Annotated in this window: 15 protein-coding genes, 2 pseudogenes and 1 riboswitch; of the genes and pseudogenes, 6 read left to right on the forward strand and 11 right to left on the reverse strand. The window is 42.2% G+C overall.

The window, feature by feature from the left end; all coding sequences use genetic code 11:
- Positions 1-472: 472 nt before the first annotated feature.
- A pseudogene (locus ACOCD9_RS13595) lies at positions 473-623 on the forward strand (DUF29 domain-containing protein); the annotation flags it as partial.
- Between the two features lie 53 nt (positions 624-676).
- On the forward strand, positions 677-1744 hold the full coding sequence (locus tag ACOCD9_RS13600) for a ribonucleotide-diphosphate reductase subunit beta (protein ID WP_419547782.1): 1068 nt from the start codon (positions 677-679) through the stop codon (positions 1742-1744).
- 435 nt (positions 1745-2179) lie between these two features.
- Here ACOCD9_RS13600 and ACOCD9_RS13605 read toward each other — a convergent pair whose 3' ends face one another.
- A complete protein-coding gene (locus ACOCD9_RS13605; RefSeq protein WP_008206349.1) occupies positions 2180-3100 on the reverse strand; it encodes an NAD(+) kinase in 921 nt (306 codons plus the stop codon).
- A gap of 378 nt (positions 3101-3478) precedes the next feature.
- Between ACOCD9_RS13605 and ACOCD9_RS13610 the strand changes: the two genes are divergently transcribed.
- The gene (locus tag ACOCD9_RS13610) at positions 3479-4018 is read left to right on the forward strand and encodes a phycobiliprotein lyase (protein WP_287701178.1); all 540 of its coding nucleotides are present in this window, start codon (positions 3479-3481) and stop codon (positions 4016-4018) included.
- 87 nt (positions 4019-4105) lie between these two features.
- Here ACOCD9_RS13610 and thiC read toward each other — a convergent pair whose 3' ends face one another.
- The 7 genes and pseudogenes from thiC to ACOCD9_RS13645 all read right to left on the reverse strand — a co-directional run bounded on the left by thiC (position 4106) and on the right by ACOCD9_RS13645 (position 11013).
- The gene (thiC, locus tag ACOCD9_RS13615) at positions 4106-5488 is read right to left on the reverse strand and encodes a phosphomethylpyrimidine synthase (protein ID WP_419547783.1); all 1383 of its coding nucleotides are present in this window, start codon (positions 5486-5488) and stop codon (positions 4106-4108) included.
- Between the two features lie 8 nt (positions 5489-5496).
- Positions 5497-5593, reverse strand: a riboswitch (TPP riboswitch).
- 217 nt (positions 5594-5810) lie between these two features.
- A complete protein-coding gene (gene glnA, locus ACOCD9_RS13620; RefSeq protein WP_287701180.1) occupies positions 5811-7232 on the reverse strand; it encodes a type I glutamate--ammonia ligase in 1422 nt (473 codons plus the stop codon).
- A 53-nt stretch (positions 7233-7285) separates the two neighbouring features.
- Positions 7286-7456 carry a hypothetical protein gene (locus ACOCD9_RS13625; RefSeq protein ID WP_419547784.1) on the reverse strand — a complete coding sequence of 57 codons (171 nt, stop codon included), beginning with the start codon at positions 7454-7456 and terminating at the stop codon, positions 7286-7288.
- 139 nt (positions 7457-7595) lie between these two features.
- A pseudogene (locus tag ACOCD9_RS13630) lies at positions 7596-7676 on the reverse strand (DUF29 domain-containing protein); the annotation flags it as partial.
- A gap of 11 nt (positions 7677-7687) precedes the next feature.
- A complete protein-coding gene (locus ACOCD9_RS13635; protein WP_419547785.1) occupies positions 7688-8140 on the reverse strand; it encodes a DUF29 domain-containing protein in 453 nt (150 codons plus the stop codon).
- Between the two features lie 3 nt (positions 8141-8143).
- Positions 8144-8620, reverse strand: coding sequence for a DUF29 domain-containing protein (locus ACOCD9_RS13640; RefSeq protein WP_159251557.1), 477 nt, complete (start codon positions 8618-8620; stop codon positions 8144-8146).
- 80 nt (positions 8621-8700) lie between these two features.
- On the reverse strand, positions 8701-11013 hold the full coding sequence (locus ACOCD9_RS13645) for a ribonucleoside-diphosphate reductase subunit alpha (protein WP_419547786.1): 2313 nt from the start codon (positions 11011-11013) through the stop codon (positions 8701-8703).
- 485 nt (positions 11014-11498) lie between these two features.
- Here ACOCD9_RS13645 and ACOCD9_RS13650 point away from each other — a divergent pair, with 485 nt between their 5' ends.
- Entirely contained in the window at positions 11499-14414 is a 2916-nt protein-coding gene (locus tag ACOCD9_RS13650) for a plasmid replication protein, CyRepA1 family (protein ID WP_419547787.1), read from the forward strand.
- 125 nt (positions 14415-14539) lie between these two features.
- Here ACOCD9_RS13650 and ACOCD9_RS13655 read toward each other — a convergent pair whose 3' ends face one another.
- Both ACOCD9_RS13655 and ACOCD9_RS13660 read right to left on the reverse strand, forming a co-directional pair.
- Entirely contained in the window at positions 14540-16549 is a 2010-nt protein-coding gene (locus tag ACOCD9_RS13655) for a primary-amine oxidase (protein ID WP_419547788.1), read from the reverse strand.
- Between the two features lie 333 nt (positions 16550-16882).
- Positions 16883-17533 (reverse strand): nitroreductase family protein, encoded by a 651-nt coding sequence (locus ACOCD9_RS13660; RefSeq protein ID WP_004268876.1) that lies wholly within the window; start codon positions 17531-17533, stop codon positions 16883-16885.
- A gap of 206 nt (positions 17534-17739) precedes the next feature.
- On the opposite strand from ACOCD9_RS13660, the gene ACOCD9_RS13665 reads away from it, so the two are divergent.
- Positions 17740-19164: a PP2C family protein-serine/threonine phosphatase gene (locus ACOCD9_RS13665; protein ID WP_419547789.1), complete on the forward strand. Its 1425-nt coding sequence runs from the start codon at positions 17740-17742 to the stop codon at positions 19162-19164.
- A gap of 28 nt (positions 19165-19192) precedes the next feature.
- Here the strand turns inward: ACOCD9_RS13665 and ACOCD9_RS13670 are convergent, their stop codons facing one another.
- Positions 19193-20434 carry an AmpG family muropeptide MFS transporter gene (locus tag ACOCD9_RS13670; RefSeq protein ID WP_287701187.1) on the reverse strand — a complete coding sequence of 414 codons (1242 nt, stop codon included), beginning with the start codon at positions 20432-20434 and terminating at the stop codon, positions 19193-19195.
- Between the two features lie 306 nt (positions 20435-20740).
- On the opposite strand from ACOCD9_RS13670, the gene ACOCD9_RS13675 reads away from it, so the two are divergent.
- On the forward strand, positions 20741-21361 hold the full coding sequence (locus ACOCD9_RS13675; protein ID WP_287701188.1) for a GNAT family N-acetyltransferase: 621 nt from the start codon (positions 20741-20743) through the stop codon (positions 21359-21361).
- Positions 21362-21701: the final 340 nt, after the last annotated feature.

Genomic DNA, 21701 nt, shown 5'->3' on the forward strand with positions numbered 1-21701 from the left:
GGTCTTGGCTGTTTATATTTTAACCAATAAATTGCTGTATTGCAAGCATAGTGAGCTTTTAAAGATAAATTATTGTTTTATTGGTCAGCAATAATTGTCTGTTTTTTATTTAATTTTACATGACAAGTTCGGAAGAGCCTCATTACTTGTTTAGCACTACCAATTTCAATCAGATTCTTGAGTATTTCTCGTTCCTCCTACAAACCCATTCTAAACTAGGGGTCGGCATTGCTGCTCTGGCAGCACCCTGAGCATTCAAACTCTCGAACTGGCTTTTATAGAGACTCGATCCATCGACGCGCTGATATTCTGGGATTCTCGTAGCACATGATCCTAACTTATCAGTTATCAGTTATCAGTTATCAGTTAAAGGTTCTTTTTTGTTCGGAATTCAAGTGATTAGGGGCTGGCTAACTATTGGTAGTTGACTAGGTTACTGTTTCTATTATAGGCTATTTAGAGGCTGAACAGCTTAACAGAAGATAATTTTAAAAATGCTATAATGAAGACAGAAAAAAGCCGCTATTGAAACAGGTATAAACCTAGAGAAATTTCCGAAGGTTTGCCCACTTACTTTGGCAGAAGCCCTAGATTTTGAATTTATCCCTAATCAAAACATTTGACTTTTTACCGAAAATATATTATAACCTAAAAGTGCCATAATATCCAAGTAATCATGTCCTTACATTTAGTTAATTCTTGCCATTCGATGCCCATTTCCCCGATCTTCAATCCGGCGGGAGATGATGCGATCGAAAACCGTTCGATCTGGTTTGGTAACACCACCAACCTGATGCAGTTAAACGATGTCCGCTACACCTGGGCGGTGGGTTTATATCAACAAATGCGGGAAAATTTCTGGATTCCGCAACGCTTAGATATCACTCAAGACGTGACTGAATACGGGCATCTTACCGACGAAGAAAGATATGCTTATGATGGTATTTTGTCCTATCTAACTTTTCTTGATTCCGTGCAAACCTGTAATATTCCCCACCTAAAAGGTAGCGTCACTGCGCCAGAAATTAGTCTTTGTATGGCGGAACAAATTTCTCAAGAGGCCATGCACAATCAAAGTTATCAATACTTAATTGAAACGATTATTCCCTCGGATCGCAGAGGAGAAGTTTATGACTTTTGGCGCACCGATAAAGTTCTCAAGGATCGCTGTGAATTTATTGCTAGTATCTACCAGGAATACATCGACAAACAAACTACTGAAAGCTATTTTATCGCCCTTCTTGCCGATTATTTGCTGGAGAGTTTGTATTTTTACAACGGCTTTATCTTTTTTTATAATCTCGCTTCTCGACAGCTAATGTCTGGTAGTGCTGACGTTTTCAAAATGATCAACCGGGACGAATTAAGTCACGTCCGTTTGTATCAGAAACTTATTCCCGAAGCCATGGCAATTTTTCCCCATTCTGTTGAACAGATTTATGAGATGTTCGATAGTGCCGTTAAACACGAATGTCGCTGGACAAATCACATCGTTGGTAACGACATTTTAGGTATTACCGAATACAGTACCGAACAGTACACCAAATACCTCGCTAATATTCGGCTAAAAGCGATCGGACTTGAGCCTTTATACAGGGAAGAAAAGTATAACAAAAGTCCCTATAACCATCTGGAACGCTTTTCCGATACCAAAAAAGAAGGCCACACCAAAGCTAACTTTTTTGAAGCAACTGTTACCAGTTATGTTATGTCTTCTGGCTTAACAGGATGGGATGAAATTTAAAATTTACAGGACAAGAATAACCCAATTTCCTACCATAAAGGGGCAACTTTGTCAAATATTTTGACAACTTTTGACCCTCTCTTGCAGAAATACCGACAATCAGCAAATGCGCTTCTGGGTTTGGGGGGTTCTACCCCCAAAAGCCTAGATTGACTGATAAAATCGGAGGTAATGACCAATTTTAGAAGATATACTTAGGGCTTGTTCAATAAATCTAAAAACCTTGTTGGATAAGGTTTTTAGACTTTTTTGACCTCAAAAAGTGCCGACCTTTGGAGTGATTGGGGGGAAAATTCAGGGACTTTTTCCCTGAAAATTAGGTAATTGACCCCGGCTCGACTGAGCTCGCCGAACGTCCTCAAAATCGGTAAAACCCTACACCCTACACCCTACACCCCACACCCTGTCCCCACGAAAAACTTTTTGCCGCAAACCCTAATTATGACGATTGCCATCATAATGAATTCTCGCCCCGGCCCATTGCAATTTTTCCTGTAGAGTCTGATAAAAAGAATAGCTTTCCCGCAGGATAATAAATTGGGCGAATTTTTCAGCTTTGGTAACTCCCACCCATTGCCCGGGCCAAATGGAAGTGGCTAAAGCACCATCCATCCAGAGTTTAGTGTTTAATTCGTAGTCTCCTAGGGGCCAAATACTGACCAGAGATGCCGGGGGAATGACAATCGGCCGACTGGAAAGACTCAAGGGACAAATCGGCGTGACAGCGATCGCTTCCATGCCGGGGTGTATAATCGGACCATTAGCGGAAGCGGTGTAACAGGTGGACCCCGTGGGAGTAGCCACTAATAGTCCGTCCCCTTGGTACTGATCTACTATTTCCCCGTCCACTTCGATTTCGAGGATTGAGGTGGGCATCCTATCGATACTAGCGGGTTTCACGCACATCTCATTCAGGGCATAAAATGCCTCGCTCACTGCCTGGGGGTTTCTTTTATCCCCTTCATAGATTCTGGCCTTTAACATCATCCGTTGTTGTACCGCATAGTGATCGGATTGTAAACGCTCCCAGACCGTCTCCGTATCTTGGAAAATCTCAAAAGGTTCCGTTAAAAATCCCAGATGGCCGCCGACATTCACCGCTAAAATTGGAATGTCTTCGTGAGCTAAATAGCGAGCGGCGGCTAAAATGGTTCCATCTCCGCCCAAAACGATGGCGAGGTCGATTTTTTCCGATGCTGAGGCTAAAAATACTGGATAGGGATTATCTTTAAAGCCACTGGGTCCCATTAAAACTTTACACTGACGGGCTTCTAACTGTTTAGCGCATTTTTCCGCCCATGCTTTACTTTGGGGATGGTTGGCCTTATGGGCGATGATTACTTGTTTTAACTGCACGGAGTTGAGACTTTGTTCGGAGGTTCTATATTTTTAACAATAGCAAGACCGGGCAGATCGGATGAAAAGTAACAGGTAAAAAAGGGGTTGGGGGAATCACCTCGGCCTCACTGTAGCCAATTTGACAGAATTAATCGATAGATAAGGGTAAATGGAAGTAACTAGGATAAGCTCGCAGGTTTTAGCAATCTTATCCCGTTTTTTCCCTGTAACTGCTGTATCTATGCGGCTTTTTCCCAATTATCTCTCTCAACACCCCTACCACTTAATTTCCATGCAGAGTTATAATTGTATTAAGATGTGTAACAGTTCTCTGGCAAACTCTTGACAAAGGATAACAAATCTGCTCTCCCAAAAAACAGGAAAGGTTTTATTTCTATGACATTAATTCAAACCGCCCAATTATCGCTAGAAACTTTGGCTTTAGCCTTTTTTAAGCAGACAGAAGGACGCTGGCAATCCCAGAGACGTTATTACACCCTCACCCAAGAAACGGAACCCCAAGAAGTTATCAGCGCCATCGAGATTAAATATTTACCCCAAGGCAGCGAACCATTAATTCAACTGGCCTGTTTACATAATCTGGAAGATACAGTTCTATTAGGTGGTACGGAAGTGACTTGGCAAAGTAATTATCTCCGTCCCCAGAGTAAAAAACCCTCCAACGGTTCGACTATATTCGGTATTTTAGATAATATTCTCTATCGCGATCGGGGATTTGCGACGGATAAACCCGTTAGCGCTATTTATACCTTTCCTAACCCCTCTACTCTCTGTCTGAGAACAGAATACGCCGGTTCTGTCTTTGAAGAAGAAATTAAACTCATCGGTCAACAATATCGCACCCGACAAACTATTATCTCTCGCGCCGGTCAAGAATTGATGATCGGTCAATATCTAGAAAAACGGGTCAATTAGTCAAAAAATCGGCGGCTATTCCCAGAATTTTGACTTCTATCCTAGGAATGGGGCTGAAATCAAATCAGCCCTTCCCATAACTCCCCTTTAAACCGGGGTTAAATTGTCTTGATTCTGACTAGCGAGAAACTTCTCTAATTCCGTAATCGCATCGGCATCGACTTTAGTTTGCATGGGACAGAATTTCGGTCCACACATCGAACAAAACTCCGCAGTCTTATAGATATCTGCGGGTAAAGTCTCATCGTGGTATTCCTTAGCGCGATCGGGATCCAACGATAACTGAAATTGACGATTCCAATCGAAATTATAACGAGCTATGGAGAGTTCGTCGTCACGATCCCGCGCCCCTGGACGATGACGGGCGATATCTGCCGCATGAGCCGCTATTTTGTAGGCAATTAAGCCATTTCGCACATCTTCAGCGTTGGGTAAACCGAGATGTTCTTTCGGGGTGACATAACATAACATCGCCGTCCCGTACCAACCCGCCAGAGCCGCCCCGATCGCCGAAGTGATATGATCGTATCCGGGGGCAATATCGGTGACAAGGGGACCAAGAACATAGAAAGGTGCTTCGCTACACTCCTCCATCTGTTTTTTCACATTAAACTCAATTTGGTCCATGGGAACATGGCCCGGTCCTTCCACCATCACCTGTACATCGTGTTCCCAACCGCGACGCGTCAGTTGGCCGAGGGTTTTCAATTCCGCTAATTGGGCCGCATCGGAAGCATCGTGGGTACAACCGGGACGCAGGGAGTCACCGAGACTAAAAGAAACGTCATAACGCTTGAAAATCTCGATAATTTCATCGAAATGGGTGTAGAGAGGATTTTGCTTGTGGTGGTATAACATCCACTTAGCAATAATACCACCGCCCCGGGAGACAATCCCGGTCAGACGAGTTTTGACTAAAGGCAGGTGTTCGATGAGGATTCCCGCGTGAATCGTCATGTAATCTACCCCTTGCTGGGCGTGTTTTTCGATAATGTGGAGGAAATCTTCGGCGGTGAGTTTTTCAATATTGCCGTGAACACTTTCCACCGCTTGATAGATGGGTACAGTACCGATGGGGACGGGAGAAGCATTGATAATCGCGGTGCGAATTTCGTCCAAATTACCGCCACCAGTGGAAAGATCCATCACCGTATCCGCGCCGTATTTGACCGCTAGGTGTAATTTTTCCAGTTCTTCGTTAATATTCGAGGAGTTGGGTGAAGCCCCGATATTAGCATTAACTTTACACTTAGAAGCAATACCGATCGCCATAGGTTCGAGGTTGAGGTGATTGATATTAGCGGGAATAATCAGTCTTCCTCGGGCGATTTCGCTGCGAATCAATTCGGGAGAGAGATTTTCCCGTTTTGCCACATACGTCATCTCTTCGGTAATTATCCCCTGACGGGCGTAGTGCATTTGCGATACATTTGCTTGTCCGCGCCGGGGGGCAACCCATTCTTGTCTCATAATTTTATTTCCTCTGTAAACAGCTTCCCTACGCTGGAATTACCCAGTCTCAGGTTCTAAGGGTCTTTCTCAGCCTGATTATCCCAGACACCCCTAGCTATGACGGCAATTCTATCACTGTTGAGGACTGAGGGGATAAAGCTTAAGATTGTTGTTTGATTGGGCAGTTACTCAGTATTCAGTATTCAGGAGTCACTATTCAGTATTCAGGATTCAGCTTTTATTTATTATCCCATCTCCCCCGCTCCCTACTCTCTTGCTGATTCCCAAAAAAAAGGCAGGCAAAGGCCTACCCTAGGATTAATGATTAGTCAATCAAACCTTAGACATCGTAGTAGAGAGAGAACTCGTAGGGGTGGGGACGTAAGCGCATCGGGTTAACTTCGTTATCGAGTTTGTAGGTGATCCAGTTGTGGATAAAGTCTTCGGTAAAGACACCAGAATCGGTCAAGAAAGCGTGATCTTTTTCGAGACTTTCCAGAGCTGCTTCTAGAGAACCGGGGGTAGAGGGTATTTTTGACAATTCTTCGGGGCTGAGTTCGTAGATATCCACATCGAGAGGTTCCCCCGGTTCAATTTGATTTTTAATCCCATCAATACCGGCACAGAGCATGGCGGCAAAAGCGAGGTAGGGGTTAGAAGTGGCGTCAGGACAACGGAATTCTAAACGTTTGGCTTTCGGGTTGCTTCCCGATAAAGGAATCCGAATCGAAGCGGAGCGATTACCTTGGGAGTAGGCCAGATTTACCGGGGCCTCAAAACCGGGGACGAGACGCTTGTAAGAGTTGGTGGTGGGGTTAGTTAAAGCTAAGAGCGCGGGAGCGTGTCTAAGCAAACCACCGATGTAGTACAGTGCCATTTGGCTAAGTCCGGCGTATTTATCCCCGGCGAATAGGGGTTGACCATCTTTCCAGATAGACTGGTGAACGTGCATCCCGGAACCGTTATCGCCAAAGATAGGTTTGGGCATAAAGGTGACGGTTTTACCGTATTTCTTGGCCACGTTCTTGATGCAGTATTTATAGGTCATCAAGTAGTCGGCGGCCCGTACTAGGGTAGAGAATTTAATCCCTAACTCGTTTTGACCACCGGTAGCGACTTCATGGTGATGTTTTTCGATGGGAACTCCGCAGTCGGCCATGGTTAAGAGCATTTCCGTGCGAATGTCTTGAGAGGTATCGGTGGGACTAACGGGAAAATAACCCTGTTTGTAGGCGGGTTTATAGGCAAGATTTCCGTCTTTTTCGTCTTTACCGCTATTCCAACGACCTTCGACACTATCCATGTAGTAATAGCCTGCATTGGCGGTTTGGTCGAAACGAGCGCTATCAAAGAGGAAAAATTCTGCTTCCGGTCCAAAAAATACGGTATCACCTAAACCGGTACTGCTCAGATAATCGATCGCTTTCTGAGCAATAGAGCGAGGATCGCGGCTATACCATTCACCGGTTCTGGGTTCTTTGATGCTACAGATCATGCTTAGGGTAGGTTCCTTGTAGAAGGGATCGATCCAAGCAGTGGTAGGATCGGGAACCATGGCCATATCGGATTCGTTAATTGCTTTCCAACCGCGAATACTGGAACCATCGAAGGCAACACCATCGCTGAAAGAGCTTTCATCGATTTGGTCGTAGTAGAAGGAGCAATGTTGCCAGATACCAGGCATATCAATAAATTTCAGGTCAATAATCTTAATATTGTTGTCCTGAATCATTTTCAAGACTTCTTGTGGCGTTTCGGGCATGGAAAACTCCTTTGATGTATGGATCAGTTCTTAAGCTTCTCAAAAAAACCATCCTAAACAGTCACTTTCGCAGGTTTTGTATTTTTCGATACAAAATCTTTAATCCTAGCTTGAAAAAATCTGTAATTTCTTTGTTCAGGTCGGTAATCGCCCGGAATGGCGATTTGCCCATCGGCCTCTACTGCCCCTTGCCACACCTCAAGGAGGTTCGTTTGTGCAAACATTGACCGTCTGGAGATTTTCTGCTCACTTAAAAGCTTACAGATTTTACCGAAAATCTGGGGATAATGATTTGGTAGTAGTAGTGTGTTAAATATTTATTAATAAAAATAATTGGAACCCGATCAGTCTTTGAACCTCCTTAGAAAAATGGCGATTTTCTAGTAAAGATATGGTTTTCTCTATCCAGAGATAGTAATTATGTTCGTATAAGTTCGTTTCCATAATTATTCCCATTATTTTGATATTTCAGGAAACCAATCCTCATTTAACGCCTGTTCTATAGGGCAAATTGGAGCTAAACTGACCAAATTTTCAGCCATTCCAGATAGATCCAGAAATAATTTACGAGCATTTTGATAACAGGGCAAGAAAATTTCCGATAGATAGGGCTTTAAACTGGGACTGTCTTCAATAATTTGTTTAATTTGTAGGCGAAAGTTACGGATTTCATTTTTCCATCCTCTTTGATTATATTCTAATTCCGATTGCCAGTAAGCTAGTTTCAGCAAATGTTCTAATAACCGAGTTAAATAACTTTCTAAACTTCGTTTCTCACTTTTCCCCATACTACTAATTTCCTCGATGAGATTATCTAAATCCAAATCGGAAAATTGATGATTTTCTAGTAAAGATATGGTTTTCTCTATCCAGAGATAGTAATCTTTTTCGTATAAATCACTCTTCATTGCTTAATCCTCTCCGAGAAACTCAGGAAACCAATTTTCATCTAAAATTTGGTCGATTGATCCAATAGGTGTAGCACTTAAAAGTCTTTTATCGATGCCAGAACCTTCTACAAATAGATGGCAAGCATCCTCATAACATGGCTCAAGAATCTCGGTGAGGTAAGATGCTAAGTTTGTATTATAAGTTCCATCCTTTTTGTTGCTAATAATTCTTTTTATTTGAATGCGAAAATTTAAAATCTCACGTCGCCACTTGTTTTTATTGTAATCGCGCTTAGATTGCCAATAAGTTAATTTAAGTAAATGCTCCAAGAGTTTAGTTAGTAAACTCTCTAACTTCTGACGTTCTCTTCTGGACATATCTTTTATTTCTTCAATTAAATTTTCTAAATCCAACTCAGAAAACTGGCGATTTTCTAGTAAAGATATGGTTTTCTCTAACCAGAGATAGTAATCCTGTTCGTATAAAGTCTTATCCATAGCTGTGATTAGGTGATCAATAAAACTCATTTTAAATGATCTGAAAAAATTAAGGTGGGCAATGCCCACCCAAGTTAACCTTAATTAGCGCAACTAGAACAACTATCGTCAGACTCTCGAAAATTGTCCTTTTGTACGGTACGGATATAATAAATCGCTTTACACCCCAATTCCCACGCCATGATTAGAGTATCAAAGATATCCTTGGCTGTGAGACAACGGTTGGGTTCTGCGGGGAAATAAACCCCTTCATTGAGGTTGAATAATAACTCCATAGAAATCCCCGTATCGATCCATTCTTGCATAGTAGCGATCGCTTTTACCACTTGTTGCTGTTCGAGGTTTTTATTCTCTGGATAAAACCAGAAAGCTTCTTCAATAAAAGGTGGTGCGATGGGAACAGTTCCCTTTGCCCATTTATCGTAGAAAAAGCGACTATAAACCGGCAAAACACTAGCGGTACATCCCTGTACCAAACTGGAGGAAGTATTAGGAGCAATGGCGGTAATATGGGAGTTACGGATGCCAAATCGTTGAATATCTGCGGCTAATTGTTGCCATCTTTGTGGTTGCACCGCATTAGTTAAAAACCATTCCACTGGTTTTGCCCCGATTAATTTACCTTGACTCCATTCGCTACCCAAGAAAGCTTGATAAGCACCGCGTTCTTTAGCCAATTCCATCGAGGAATAGGTACACCAATAGCCAATTTCTTCAAATAAATTACTAATTTCTGACAGGTTATTGTAGGATAATTTCCGTTTAGCTAACCAGTCAGCTAATCCCATCGCCCCTACCCCAATAGTGCGATATTTATCGTTGTGGTTTTTAGCATTATCAAAGGGAGGATTAGTAATATCGATAGTATTGTCAAGAATCCTGACAGCGATTTGACAATTAGACTCGATTTCTTCCCTGTCGATATTGGCTAAATTAAGGCTAACTAAATTACAGCAATGGGCAGTTTTATCGGGGGTGACATTCGAGAAACTCTCCGTGCATAAATTTACACCGGGGATATAGCCATCGTGTTTATTAGGATTAGCGCGATTGATGGTATCTTTGAAGGCAATGTAGGGCATTCCTGTTTCTACTTGGGAACGCATGATACTTTTAAATAATTCCCGGGCATTAATTTTTTTATAGAGGAAAATCTCTCTATCTAAATTAGCTTCTACTAAACGATAAGACTCTTCAAATTCTTCCCCCCATAGTTCCGATAATTCTATACCTAATTTTGTTCGAACTTCGTAGGGATCTACTAATGTCCACTCGGCTTTATTTATCACCCGACGCATAAATTCATCGGTGATAACTAATTGGGGAAAAACATCATAAGCTTTGCGTCTTTGATCACCGTTTTCTGTCTGCATTTCCAGAAATTCTGGCACATCTAAATGCCAGATGTCAACACCGATAGTTACTGCCCCAGCGCGTCTTCCCCCCTGATTTACTGCAATAGCTGTATCGTTAAGTAACTTAATCCAGGGAATAATCCCACCGGAAGCATTAGCTTTCCCCATTACCCAGCTACCAGTGGCGCGAATTCTACTCACATTCACACCGACACCGCCACCATTTTTGGAGATGCGGGCAGCATTAGTAATCTCGCCGAAAATGCTTTCTAAACTGTCGTCAATAGAGAGAATAAAACAACTGGTTAGGGAACCTTTAGGCGTGCGTAAATTGGCTAAAATTGGAGTGGCAAGAGAGATTTTTCTTTGGGCAATCCCTTGATAAAATTTCTTCGCCCAGTGGAGTCTATTAGCCGGTTCTTCCACAATGGCAAGCAGTAAGGAACAGGTTAATAATGCCTCTTGGGGTAACTCATTTTTGAGTAAATAACGGCTAGTTATTAACAATGCCCCGGCGTAATCATAATCGATATCCCAATCGGGATTAATCCAAGCACCAGCTTCTTTTAATTCTGCCTCAGAATAGATGAGAATTCTTTCGTCGTACAGCCGATTTTTAACTTGAGTTTTGACAGTTTCCTCGTAATTTCCGTACTGATAACCCCGGACTACTAAGGTATCTTTCCATAGACTCCAAATATGCAATCTTCCCGCCACATAGCGCCAATCCGGTTCCTCGGGACTACACATTTCTAGGGCGCAATTGATTAAATTATCCTGTATTTCCCTAGTGGTAATCCCATCCCGCAGGCGTGTGGTTAAACCCGCTTCTAAGGCGATTGAATTGACTTTTTTACCTTCACAAGCCCACTCTACCACGTCGCGAATTTTGCCGATATTTAAGCTTGTGGTGGAACCATCTCGCCGAATCACTCTAATTGCATGGCTGCCCATATTAGCTAAAGGGGTAGAACGAAAGGGTATTACTTCGTTATTTTTGTGAATGGAAACGGCAGTAGTCAAGGGCTTCGATTGCATAATTGGGAAATTGCGGCGTTAAAAAAACTTGACAAATTAATCTATTTGTACTAGAGTATTTTATCAGATTTTCTGGGAAAACACAACATCTAGCGTGTTAAATAATCATATCACTCTATATATAGTAGAGCGAGGATTGTTTTGTCCCCCAAAACAGTGTTTTCGATGACATTTTTCGCAAAAAATTCTCAATTTTCTCGGAAAGATAGTTTTTTTGTACGCTTGACAAAAAGTTTATTCTTTGATAGGAAAAACAGATTGACAAAATATTTCCGATCCCATTGTGCTTGACTGCTGAGGAGGTTGTGGTGAGACTTTATTTGTTCTTAACTTTTCGATAATTTAAGACAAGAGTGGATTAAAAGTCAAATTTCCTCTGAGAACCTCTGAGAGAGTAAATTTTCTCTTTTCGCTATTTAGTGGCTTACCGCTAGAATAATAGGACAAAAACGCTATATATAGCGTCTAGCTAGTAGAGGACAAGGATGAAATATTTAGAAGAATGGCGTGATAGCGGGGTGGATGCGGAGTTAATCGCTCTCAATGTCACCGGTTTAGCGGGGCTATCTCCCAGTGAATACCTACTCTACTCCCAAGAATTACCGCGACGCAATGATGGCAGGGTTAGGGATAGTATTCTCAAGCGTTATGAACATACCAGTCAAGGAGGTTGGTGGTGTTCAGGAATTGACTTATTAACGGGCAATTATGACCCTTGGGGCTGTTTTAAGCCCGATTTTCCCCGTTTAAGCTTTGATAAGGCTAAACCGATTAAGTACGAACATCCTCCCCAAACCCCTACGGGAGTCTTTGCTTTGCGGGTTCCCCTGAAAATTTGGCAAAGGATAGCCCACCATATCAGTATTAATATTTTAACTGAAGAAGTGGATAATAAGCAAGAGGATATCGGTTTTTGGTCCTGGGTAATTAAACATCCAGAGATACCTATTTGTCTTACGGAAGGAGCGAAAAAAGCGGGGGCATTACTAACAGCAGGTTATGTGACAATTGCCCTACCTGGGATTCACAATGGTTATCGTACTCCCAAGGACGAATTAGGTAGGAGAATCGGCAAATCTCATCTAATTCCGCAGCTAGAAAAATTAGCTAATTCGGGACGAAAGATTTATCTAGTTTTCGATCAAGAAACTAAACCGAAAACCCAGCAAGCGGTTAATTTAGCTTTACAGAGAATGGGTTATCTATTCAGTCAGGCTAACTGTGAGGTAAAGGTAGTTACTTGGGATGCTGCTGACGGTAAAGGGGTGGATGATTTACTAATCAATCGAGGAGAAGATTACTTTCAACAAGTCTATCAAAAAGCTACCTCTTGGGAAATTTGGAAAGCAGCGAGTTTAAATAGTTTAACTCTCTCACCTCATCTAGAGTTAAATAGCCGTTACTTGCCAGATATTTCTATCCCTACATCAGCGCAGTTAATGGCGATTAAATCTGCTAAAGGTACGGGAAAAACTGAGTTTTTGGCTAAAATAGTTAAACAGGCTGTTGCCAATCAACAAAAAGTTTTAGTTATCGGTCATCGGGTGAAACTGGTAGAGGATTTGTGTCAACGCTTTGGTTTAAACTATATCAGCAAAATTAGGGATAATCCTGCGGCACAAATTTACGGTTATGGTTTATGTATTGACTCTCTCCATCCCCAATCACAAGCTAAATTTCAAGCGGAAGATTGGCAAGGAGCTATTATTATTATCGATGAGATCGAACAGGTTCTATGGCATGGGTTAAATGGGGATACTTGTAAAACTAATCGTGTAGCAATTTTAAAATCCCTAAAGTCGCTGCTGCAAACTGTGGTCAGCAGTGGGGGAAAAGTCCTAGTTGCTGATGCTGATTTAAGTGATATTTCCCTAGATTATTTAACTTCTCTAGCGGCAATTAAACTAGAAACTTTCTTGATTAGTAACGAGTGGAAACCCAGTTATCAGGAAGCTTGGCGAGTTTATAACTACTCTGATAATACTCCTCAACGGCTAGTTAATGATTTAGTTAAACATATTAAAGAGGGAGGAAAACCCTTCGTTTGTCTATCAGCACAAAAGTTAACCAGCAAATGGGGAACGATTACCCTAGAATCCTATCTAAAAAAGCAATTTCCTCATAAGAAAGTTCTGCGGATAGACTCAGAGTCATTGCAAGATTCTAGTCACGCTGCCTATCAAGCGATTGGCAATTTAAATCAGTTGTTGCTTAACTATGATATAGTTCTAGCTAGTCCCGCGATCGAAACGGGAATTAGTATTGATATTCAGCAACACTTTTCCTCGGTTTGGTGTCTAGCACAGGGAATTCAAACTCCCACTTCTATCGCTCAATTTTTAGGGAGAATTAGAGAGAATATTCCTCGTTATATTTGGTCAGCAGTGCATGGATTTAATCAGGTGGGCAATGGGTCCACTTCTATCCCCAAACTTCTCACCTCTGGACACCGATTAACCGAGGTTAATATTCGCTTACTACACCAATCAGATTTAGAATCTCTGGAGGATTTAGATACAACTTTTCAAGCAGAATCTCTCCTCTGCTGGGCAAAAATGGCCGTGCGAGTCAATGCTTATATGCTTAATTATCGTCAGTCAATTCTAGGGATTTTACAAGCAGAAGGTCATAGAATTAAAGAAAGAAATCAGGAAGAAGAACTAGACATAACTAATCAGTTAACGGAAGCAATTGAAGAAATTATGGAATATAATTATCGTTCTGAATGTGATGCAATTGCCAGCGCAGCCGAGATAACGGAATCAGAGTGTCGTCTGCTAAAAAAACAGTTAATTAAGTCTGTGAAAGAAAGGAGAATTCTTAGAAAATATGACCTATACAAACGCTATGGAATCCCCGTCACACCGCAATTAGTGATTAAAGATGATCAAGGATGGTATCAAGAACTACGCCTACATTACTTTTTGACAATTGGGCGACAATTTTTGTGCGATCGAGATGCTTTAATTGCGCGTAAACTGATAGAATCAGGTCACGGAAGTTTATTTATTCCCGATTTTAATAGTAGTCAATTAGGAGTGATTATCGGGACGTTAGAATTGTTAGGAATTCCCGTATTATTAGCTAACCCGGAAAGAGAATTAACTAATCATGATGCCGATTTACAAAAAATGGCGGAAATCGCCGTTAAAAACCGTAACGAGATTAAAACTATCACCAAGATTAACCTCTCTAATACTTCCCGTCCTCTGACCATTATTCGTAATTTTTTAAACTTGTTAGGTTATAAATTAACCGACAAGGGCAGCCAGAGAATTGCTAAAAAATCCCTAAAAGTTTATCAGATTGTTGCACCTCAGGATGGTAGAGAACAAGTGTTTCAACAATGGTTATTTAGAGACGAAAAATGTGCGGGAAGTTCCGAGTTTTGGTATGAATAAGGTTCTTAGGGACTTGTTATACAATTAACCAAGGCAGGATTCCGTTTTTGTAACGGGGATTTATACCCCGCTCCAAAAACTTTTCGACTTAAAAGGCAAGGTTTTAGACCCAGTTTTTTCGATAATTAATTTAAAGAATCCTCTAGGTTATTTTTCGGGACATTCAAAACAGGATTTTGGTCAAAGAAACCCCAAGACATAATCTTAAAACCTGCTGGATGTACGGTCATAATTGGCCATTCTTCCGGACGAGGAATATGGGTAACACCGTAGGTGTACCAGACGACTAAATCCTCATTGTCGAGAGATTCATTATCAGCAGTATATTGCGGTAAACCTCGGCCTTTTTTGCCTTGATTGGGATAATCTCCCGCTGCATAAAGCTCGTTCGCTTTGTAACGAGTTGCCCAAAAATGATGGGTAGCAAATTCACCCCGTTGACGAGAATCCGCTTGGAAATTGGGATAATAAATTGAATTTGCCGATGGCATTAACATATAACTTGTCGGCATTCCTAGGGAGTTTTTCTGATTCTTATTCATTACCATCCAAGCGCGACTTTCAGCTAAATTCACATCACGAATTGCCTCGGATTCTTGCTGAAGATTTCTTTCTGACATACTGAAGGCATTACCAAAGGGATTCTTTTCTGGTGATAAAGTAGAAACCTTCATTTCAGTAACAGAATTTTTAACCCCATCCACATCGAAATCAAGACGAAAATTTAAGAAGTGCTGATGATTAATCGCTTCCACATTTGCCGCTACTAATGTCCCAAATTGGTCGCCATGATTATGAGCATTAGTGACATCATGAGTCGCTTTAGCTAACATAATTCCCGTTAAATCGCTGCGCTGTTCTAAAGTACCATCTTCATGAAAAATCCAGTTAATTCCATAGTCATAATTACCGATAGCAGCCACGGTATTAACCACTAATTGACGGGCGCGGCGACCTTCAAAAGTTTCCGTGTTAAAATCATAATGTCGCCAGAGAATTCCCGCATCTTTTTCGTAAATACCGATGAGATTTTCCCCGAGATAAGGTTCCCCATTATCATCAGCAAACAAGGCATTTAACAAGACAGTATTTTCGGGAACATCATTACCTTTATCCAAGGGAGTAGATAGCCAACCAAAACGATATTCTCCCACATCAAAAGCACTACGAACCGCCCATTCTCGCGAGGTATCGGAGTAGGGAACTACCATTTCTGAGAGTCCTGCACGATACAAAATTATTCTATCTTTACCTTTATCATTGTAGGTAACTAGATAAAGAACTAACCCCTCTCTTGGGTGCATGAGATAACGAAATTTCCAATTTTGCCAGCTAACTTCGTTACCCCTAATTTGAAAAGTTGTCCCCTGCGGTTGTTGAATTCTTAAAGGTTTTAGAGCTTTTTGAAGGGGTGAAAGGGTTTTTTCATCGTAATCAAAATTGGCTTTTGAGAAAGGTACAATCCCAGTATCTCGCACTTCAAATACTTGGCGATTATTTAAATCTACCGTCACCGACAAACCTTCAATTGGTGCGCCATAATAATTACTGCGATCCTTGCCTTTATAGTAAGTAATTCCGCGAATTAAGCGCTTTCCCGATGCTTGTTCTTTCTCGCTCATCATCCCAGGGGCCCAACCGTCAATGATGACGTTTTCAAAGTCAGCAATCCCGCGTTTTTTCATAGCTTCTTGCCAACGAATATCGGCTTTGGCTAATTGATCGAGAATTTCGTATTCTTCATCTAACAATGGTGGTTGTCCCGTCGATACTTCTTGCCATGAGATAATTTTACTCGCTTTGGTATCGACAATAGCCTCATAGGTTTTATTCAGTCTGGGTTCCAGAATTACTAAAAAAGCCTGACGAGCAATAGCATCTCCTTTTTTAAAGTTTAAAACAGTTTGCTTATCGGGTTCTTGTAAAGAAATATTAGGAAATCTGGCGAACTCTGTCAGGGATTTTTCTTTTTTAACCACAGTTACCGCCATTTTAATCTCATTTTCTGTGAGGGGATCGAGAGGATGGCTAATCCCTGGGGATTGGGCGAAAGTTTTCCCAAAAATTAAGATCACTCCGCAGCTGATTACAAATAAAATCGTCAGTGGCCGCCACCATGAGTATTTTTTCAGCATAGAAATCTCTCGATAAGGCTAAAAGATGGTCAATCCTAGACATGATAATCTGGGATGTCATAATTAACCTTATATCTTTTCAAAAAATTAAGATCGATGTCGGCTGTATTAGCGCGGCGTGATGCAGATTAAATTGTTAATTTTGCCACAATACAAGGCGTTGCTCAATCAAGCTATGAATGTCAACCGTGCCATCCTATCTAAAAGTTAGTTTGACAGAAGCTTCCTATCTCAAATCAGCAACGCCAACCCCTGCCAACCGAAACCGATAGCAACTGATCAACCAGCAGCCAAAACAGCGATTAAAACAAGATTGAATCCAGTTAATAGAGTTCAGATTTGATAGGGATTACCCAAGCGATCCACAAAAACATTGTAATCTAAGGGTAAACGCCCCGGATTAAGCCGTGGTTCCGCCGCGTAACCGATGGGAACGACAACAGCGATCGCCAGATGGGGATGATCGGCAGCACCAATCACAGCTTTTACCTTGTCCTCGATCCAACCGTTGAGAAAACAACTAGATAAACCGAGACTTTCAGCAGCTAAAACCAGATGAGTAGCGGCGATCATGGCATCTTTAATCGCGTATTCCCGGGTTTTTTCGCCCAAATCCTTTTGAAATCCCGGGATTGCCTGTTTGAAATATTTTACCGTGCCTTCGCTCCAGGCACCTGTACTGAGAGCCTGTTCATAGATAGGAGTTAGATCTCCTCCTCCTGCGGCAGCATCGGCAGCGAAAACAAAAGTAACCGGCGCTTGGATAATTTGCTTTTGTCCCCAAGCGGCCTCGGCTAAAGCGGCCTTTTGTGCCTCATCTTGTACTAAAATAATTCGCCAATCTTGGATGTTGAAACTACTAGGTGCGGCAACGGTTAATTCTACTAGGGTTTTCAGCAGTTCCGGTGCGATCGGATCGGTGGTAAAATTTTTAATAGAACGACGTTGATTAATCGCCGTGGGAACATCGAGAGGCAAGGTCATAAAGTCAATGGATCAAGTTAAATACTTCTAATTATTATAAGGTCAGGTTATCAGCCCTAGACTTCGGTGTGACAAAACAGAAATAGTAAAAGATCGGGGTTAAATTGTGGCAGTCAGGAAAAGATCGACTATACTGTTAAACTTAAACAGGTCATAACCCAATGACCATCTAGCTATAATCATGTCACCGCCACAAAAATCATTTTATGCTTTCTGAGCCGGAACCGAGCGACACCCTCACCACTGCCACCGTCAATACAGGACCTCCAGGGGCCGATATCAAGCCAATTTTAGCCTTAAAAGAGTTGGTCGCCAGTTTATATCGCGAACAAAACAAAGTTCAAAATCTCTTAAGTTCCCTCGGTTTTGCCCTGCGGAGTTTCAATAATTTAAACCAATTCCTCGATCTTACCCCCTTGATGGCCGCACGAGTGGCGGATGCGGAGGGAGGAGCGTTGATTTTGAGCAAAAATAACGGTCAAGTAGCCCTCGATCAACTCCATTGCCAAGATAATCAAATTAATGGGGAACTACGCCGACAATTAGAGGCAATTATCCGACAATTAAACCAAGAAGCGACACTTGAGAACAAAAATAATCGATCGCTTCTCGATAGTCTCGACCATCAGATCCGGCAAACTCTCGGACAGGGTACGCAGGTTTATAGTACACCTGTTTTGGTAAAAAATAGTGAGCGGGGGCGTTTATACGTTTTCAGTCGCGATCCCGATTATGGTTGGACACCCACCCGTCGTAAACTGTTGCAGCTAGTGGCCGATCAAACGGCGGTAGCTATAGCTAATAATGAATTAACGGTCGAATTACGGGCCAAGGAACGTCAGGATCGAGAGTTAGAAATCGCTGCCGAAATCCAAAATCGTCTTTTACCCCGGCAATGTCCGAAAATTCAGGGGGTAGAATTGGCAGCCCACTGCCAAACAGCCAATCGCGTTGGGGGCGATTATTATGATTTTATCCCCTGCAACTACGATCAATTTAAACCAGCAACGGAGGCGGAAAGGGAAGCTAGTACCGCCCCTTGGAGTATAGTCATCGGTGATGTCATGGGTAAAGGTGTCCCAGCAGGATTATTGATGACCATGACCCGGGGAATGTTGCGAGCGGAAGTGTTAAATCGTCACTCCCCAGCCCAAATTTTGCGTCATCTCAATCGGGTTATGTATGCCGATCTCGATAATTCTCATCGTTTCGTGACATTATTTTATTCCGAGTATGATCCGCTGACGCGCCGTCTTGGTTACAGTAATGCTGCCCATTATCCCACCCTCTGGTGGCGGGCTAAAACGGGAGAGTTAGAGTCTCTCGACACGGAAGGGACATTAGTGGGTTTAGAGGCCGATTCTATCTATGACGATGCCCAAGTGCAATTAGAAGCGGGAGATACGCTGATCTATTATACCGATGGCTTTACCGATGCAGTCAACTCGAAAGGGGAAAGATTTGATCAGAAAAATTGGCTATCGGCAGTTAAAGAAGCCTGTCAACAGTACAACGATCCCGAACAAATTCTCGAATATTTATTTGGGAAAGTTGCCGCTTTTACCGGGTTGCAAAATGACGGTGGCGACGATATGACTTTAGTAGTTATGCGAGTGAAATCGGAGGAATAAATCATCACTTCCTAGCTCATAAATTAGCTTAATCCTGCTCTTGCCAAGGAGCAAATAAAGGCAATAAAGCTAACCCGGGTAAAGCGGCAATTACCGTGATTAAAAAGAACCACTGCCAACCGATCGCCTCAGCTAAAACTCCGGCGGGAGCCACCAAAATATCGCGACTAAAGGCCATTAAACTTGATAAAAGGGCGTACTGAGTAGCGGTAAAACGAGCATTACAAAGACTCATTAAAAAAGCCACAAAAGCGGCAGTGACTAAGCCACCGCAGAAGTTTTCAATATTAATAGCTAAGACCATAAAAGGATAATTTTGCCCTAAATTTGCTAGAATAAAATAGGCTAAATTACTAACAGCTTGCAACAGACCAAATATCCAGAGCGATCGATTAATTCCCCAACGACTTAACAGGGAACCACCTAATAAAACTCCCACCATAGTTGCTATCATGCCCATGCCGCCTTGGATCGCCCCGATATCGGTTTGACTGAAACCAGTTTTTAAGAGAAAAGGAGTCACCATATTATTAACTAAAGCATCCCCTAAACGATAGAGAACAATAAAGGCGAGAATGCTGATTCCTTGACCTATTTGATAGCGTTGAAAAAACTCTTGGAAAGGCAACCAAACCGCCTCTAAAAGAGTTTGGGGAGTATCATCTCTAGGGGGAGTAGCTGGGGCGAAAAAAGACCAAATAATCGTTAAAGCCATCAATCCAGCTAGGAAAAGATAGACGAGCGGCCAGGGAAAGTGATCAGCTAAAATTAAAGCGATCGAACCAGTTAAAATTAAAGCCAAACGATAACCTAAAACCCCGATCGCTACCCCGGCACCCATCTCCCATTTTTCTAAAATATCTGTGCGATAGGCATCGTAGGCAATATCTTGAGTGGCACTAAAAAAAGCGATCAGTAAAGCATTAATTGCCAATAATTCCAAAGATTGTTTTGGTTGTTGAAAAGCCATAAAACCAATCGCTAAAGTTAAACAAACTTGAGCGATTAAAATCCAACCGCGACGACGACCAAGAAAAGGAGGAACATAGCGATCGAGTAAGGGAGACCAAAGAAATTTGAGAGAGTAGGGGAGGGTAACTAAACTAAATAAACCGATCGATTTCAGATCAACTCCTTCGGTGGTCATCCAAGCTTGCAGGGTGCGACTGGTGAGCAACAAGGGTAATCCAGAAGCAAAACCTAAGAATAACAAAGCCGCCATTTTTTGACTGCGGAACACTTGCAAATAAGCGGAAATTTCTTTGATCATGGAGGGGATAGGAGGATAGATTAGATTAAAGAATATAGTTAATTGACCCAAAAAGAAAGAGATTAGTTCTGACCGGCATCATCCCATATTAACCACTGCCCGGAGATCAAAAAAAATTCTAGAAAAATGGCGGTCTTTCCCCCAACTGGGGCTATAGGCAGTAGAATGGATGAGATTTTGATTCAGTAGTCTTGAAAAATTGCGGTCTTCTCCCTAAGATAGATGCTTAATTCCCCCAACTAAATCCCACCCCTATCTACCCTTCCCGGATAAGGACTGCCATCCCCACCTTCCCTCCCGACTCCTGTGATTAAAGTGGACTCCTGTTTTATCTCATACCTATTGTCTCATTCCTCCGACTCGGAAGCGACCGGTGACACTGCCGCCATTACCGTCGAGGTGCGTTTGGCCCAAAGCCAAGATCTAAAAAGCTTGGCGGAAATTCTCACCGATAGTTTTTTCCCCACGGCCAATTATTGGTCTTTTCTGCGTCCTATCTTTAAATTAGGCATTTACGAGGACTTACGGGGACGATTACGCGCCGACACCCCTTACTATCACTGTCTGGTAGTCAGTCAAACCAGCGTCACCGTCACGGGTCCTCAGGAAATTATTGTCGCTACGGCGGAAATCGGCTTAAAATCCAGTTCTTTTTTAGCTGTTCCCATTCCTTATATTTCTAATTTAGCCGTTAGTCCCGATCGCCGGCGTGCTGGTCTGGCCCGGAGATTGCTGCTCAAGTGTGAACAGATCGCTAGAGAATGGGGGTTTGAGGAACTTTCCCTCCATGTTCTCAATAATAATCTAGCAGCCCAGTCACTGTACTTAAGTAGCGGTTATCGTCTGCAAAAAACCGACGGTTGGTTGATCAATCGGTTATTTAATCGACCACAAAAGTTATTTCTGCACAAAAAAATCAGCCAATGAGGAGACTCCGAGACAGGTTTTAGGGGTTGGGGTGTTGCGGTTTTAGTTCAATTTCCCCACTCCCCCACTCCCCCACTCCCCCACTTCCCCACTCCCCCACTCCCCCGCTTCCCAATTCATAATTCATAATTCATAATTCATAATTCCCACACCCCGCTCCCACGAAACAAACCCTAGATATTTCGACAAAATTGCGATGCCGAAGAACTATAAGGAAAAATTCTGCTATATTATCTGCTAACTCTCTAGAAAACCCGATTAGTTTAATAATCTTTTCCGGTTATCTGAGAAAACAAATAGTTTATCTCTTTAAATATGGTTTTAGGGAGATATTTAGTGA

The organism is Microcystis sp., from assembly GCF_048564745.1.
Lineage (GTDB): Bacteria > Cyanobacteriota > Cyanobacteriia > Cyanobacteriales > Microcystaceae > Microcystis > Microcystis ichthyoblabe_A.

Coding starts and splice junctions, on each gene's coding strand:
- ACOCD9_RS13650 (WP_419547787.1), top strand. CDS start 11,499: ATGAAATATTTAGAAGAATGGCGTGATAGCGGGGTGGATGCGGAGTTA.
- ACOCD9_RS13600 (WP_419547782.1), top strand. CDS start 677: ATGTCCTTACATTTAGTTAATTCTTGCCATTCGATGCCCATTTCCCCG.
- ACOCD9_RS13670 (WP_287701187.1), bottom strand. CDS start 20,434: ATGATCAAAGAAATTTCCGCTTATTTGCAAGTGTTCCGCAGTCAAAAA.
- ACOCD9_RS13665 (WP_419547789.1), top strand. CDS start 17,740: ATGCTTTCTGAGCCGGAACCGAGCGACACCCTCACCACTGCCACCGTC.
- ACOCD9_RS13640 (WP_159251557.1), bottom strand. CDS start 8,620: ATGGATAAGACTTTATACGAACAGGATTACTATCTCTGGTTAGAGAAA.
- ACOCD9_RS13635 (WP_419547785.1), bottom strand. CDS start 8,140: ATGAAGAGTGATTTATACGAAAAAGATTACTATCTCTGGATAGAGAAA.
- ACOCD9_RS13645 (WP_419547786.1), bottom strand. CDS start 11,013: ATGCAATCGAAGCCCTTGACTACTGCCGTTTCCATTCACAAAAATAAC.
- ACOCD9_RS13660 (WP_004268876.1), bottom strand. CDS start 17,533: ATGACCTTGCCTCTCGATGTTCCCACGGCGATTAATCAACGTCGTTCT.
- ACOCD9_RS13655 (WP_419547788.1), bottom strand. CDS start 16,549: ATGCTGAAAAAATACTCATGGTGGCGGCCACTGACGATTTTATTTGTA.
- ACOCD9_RS13625 (WP_419547784.1), bottom strand. CDS start 7,456: ATGTTTGCACAAACGAACCTCCTTGAGGTGTGGCAAGGGGCAGTAGAG.
- thiC (WP_419547783.1), bottom strand. CDS start 5,488: ATGAGACAAGAATGGGTTGCCCCCCGGCGCGGACAAGCAAATGTATCG.
- glnA (WP_287701180.1), bottom strand. CDS start 7,232: ATGCCCGAAACGCCACAAGAAGTCTTGAAAATGATTCAGGACAACAAT.
- ACOCD9_RS13610 (WP_287701178.1), top strand. CDS start 3,479: ATGACATTAATTCAAACCGCCCAATTATCGCTAGAAACTTTGGCTTTA.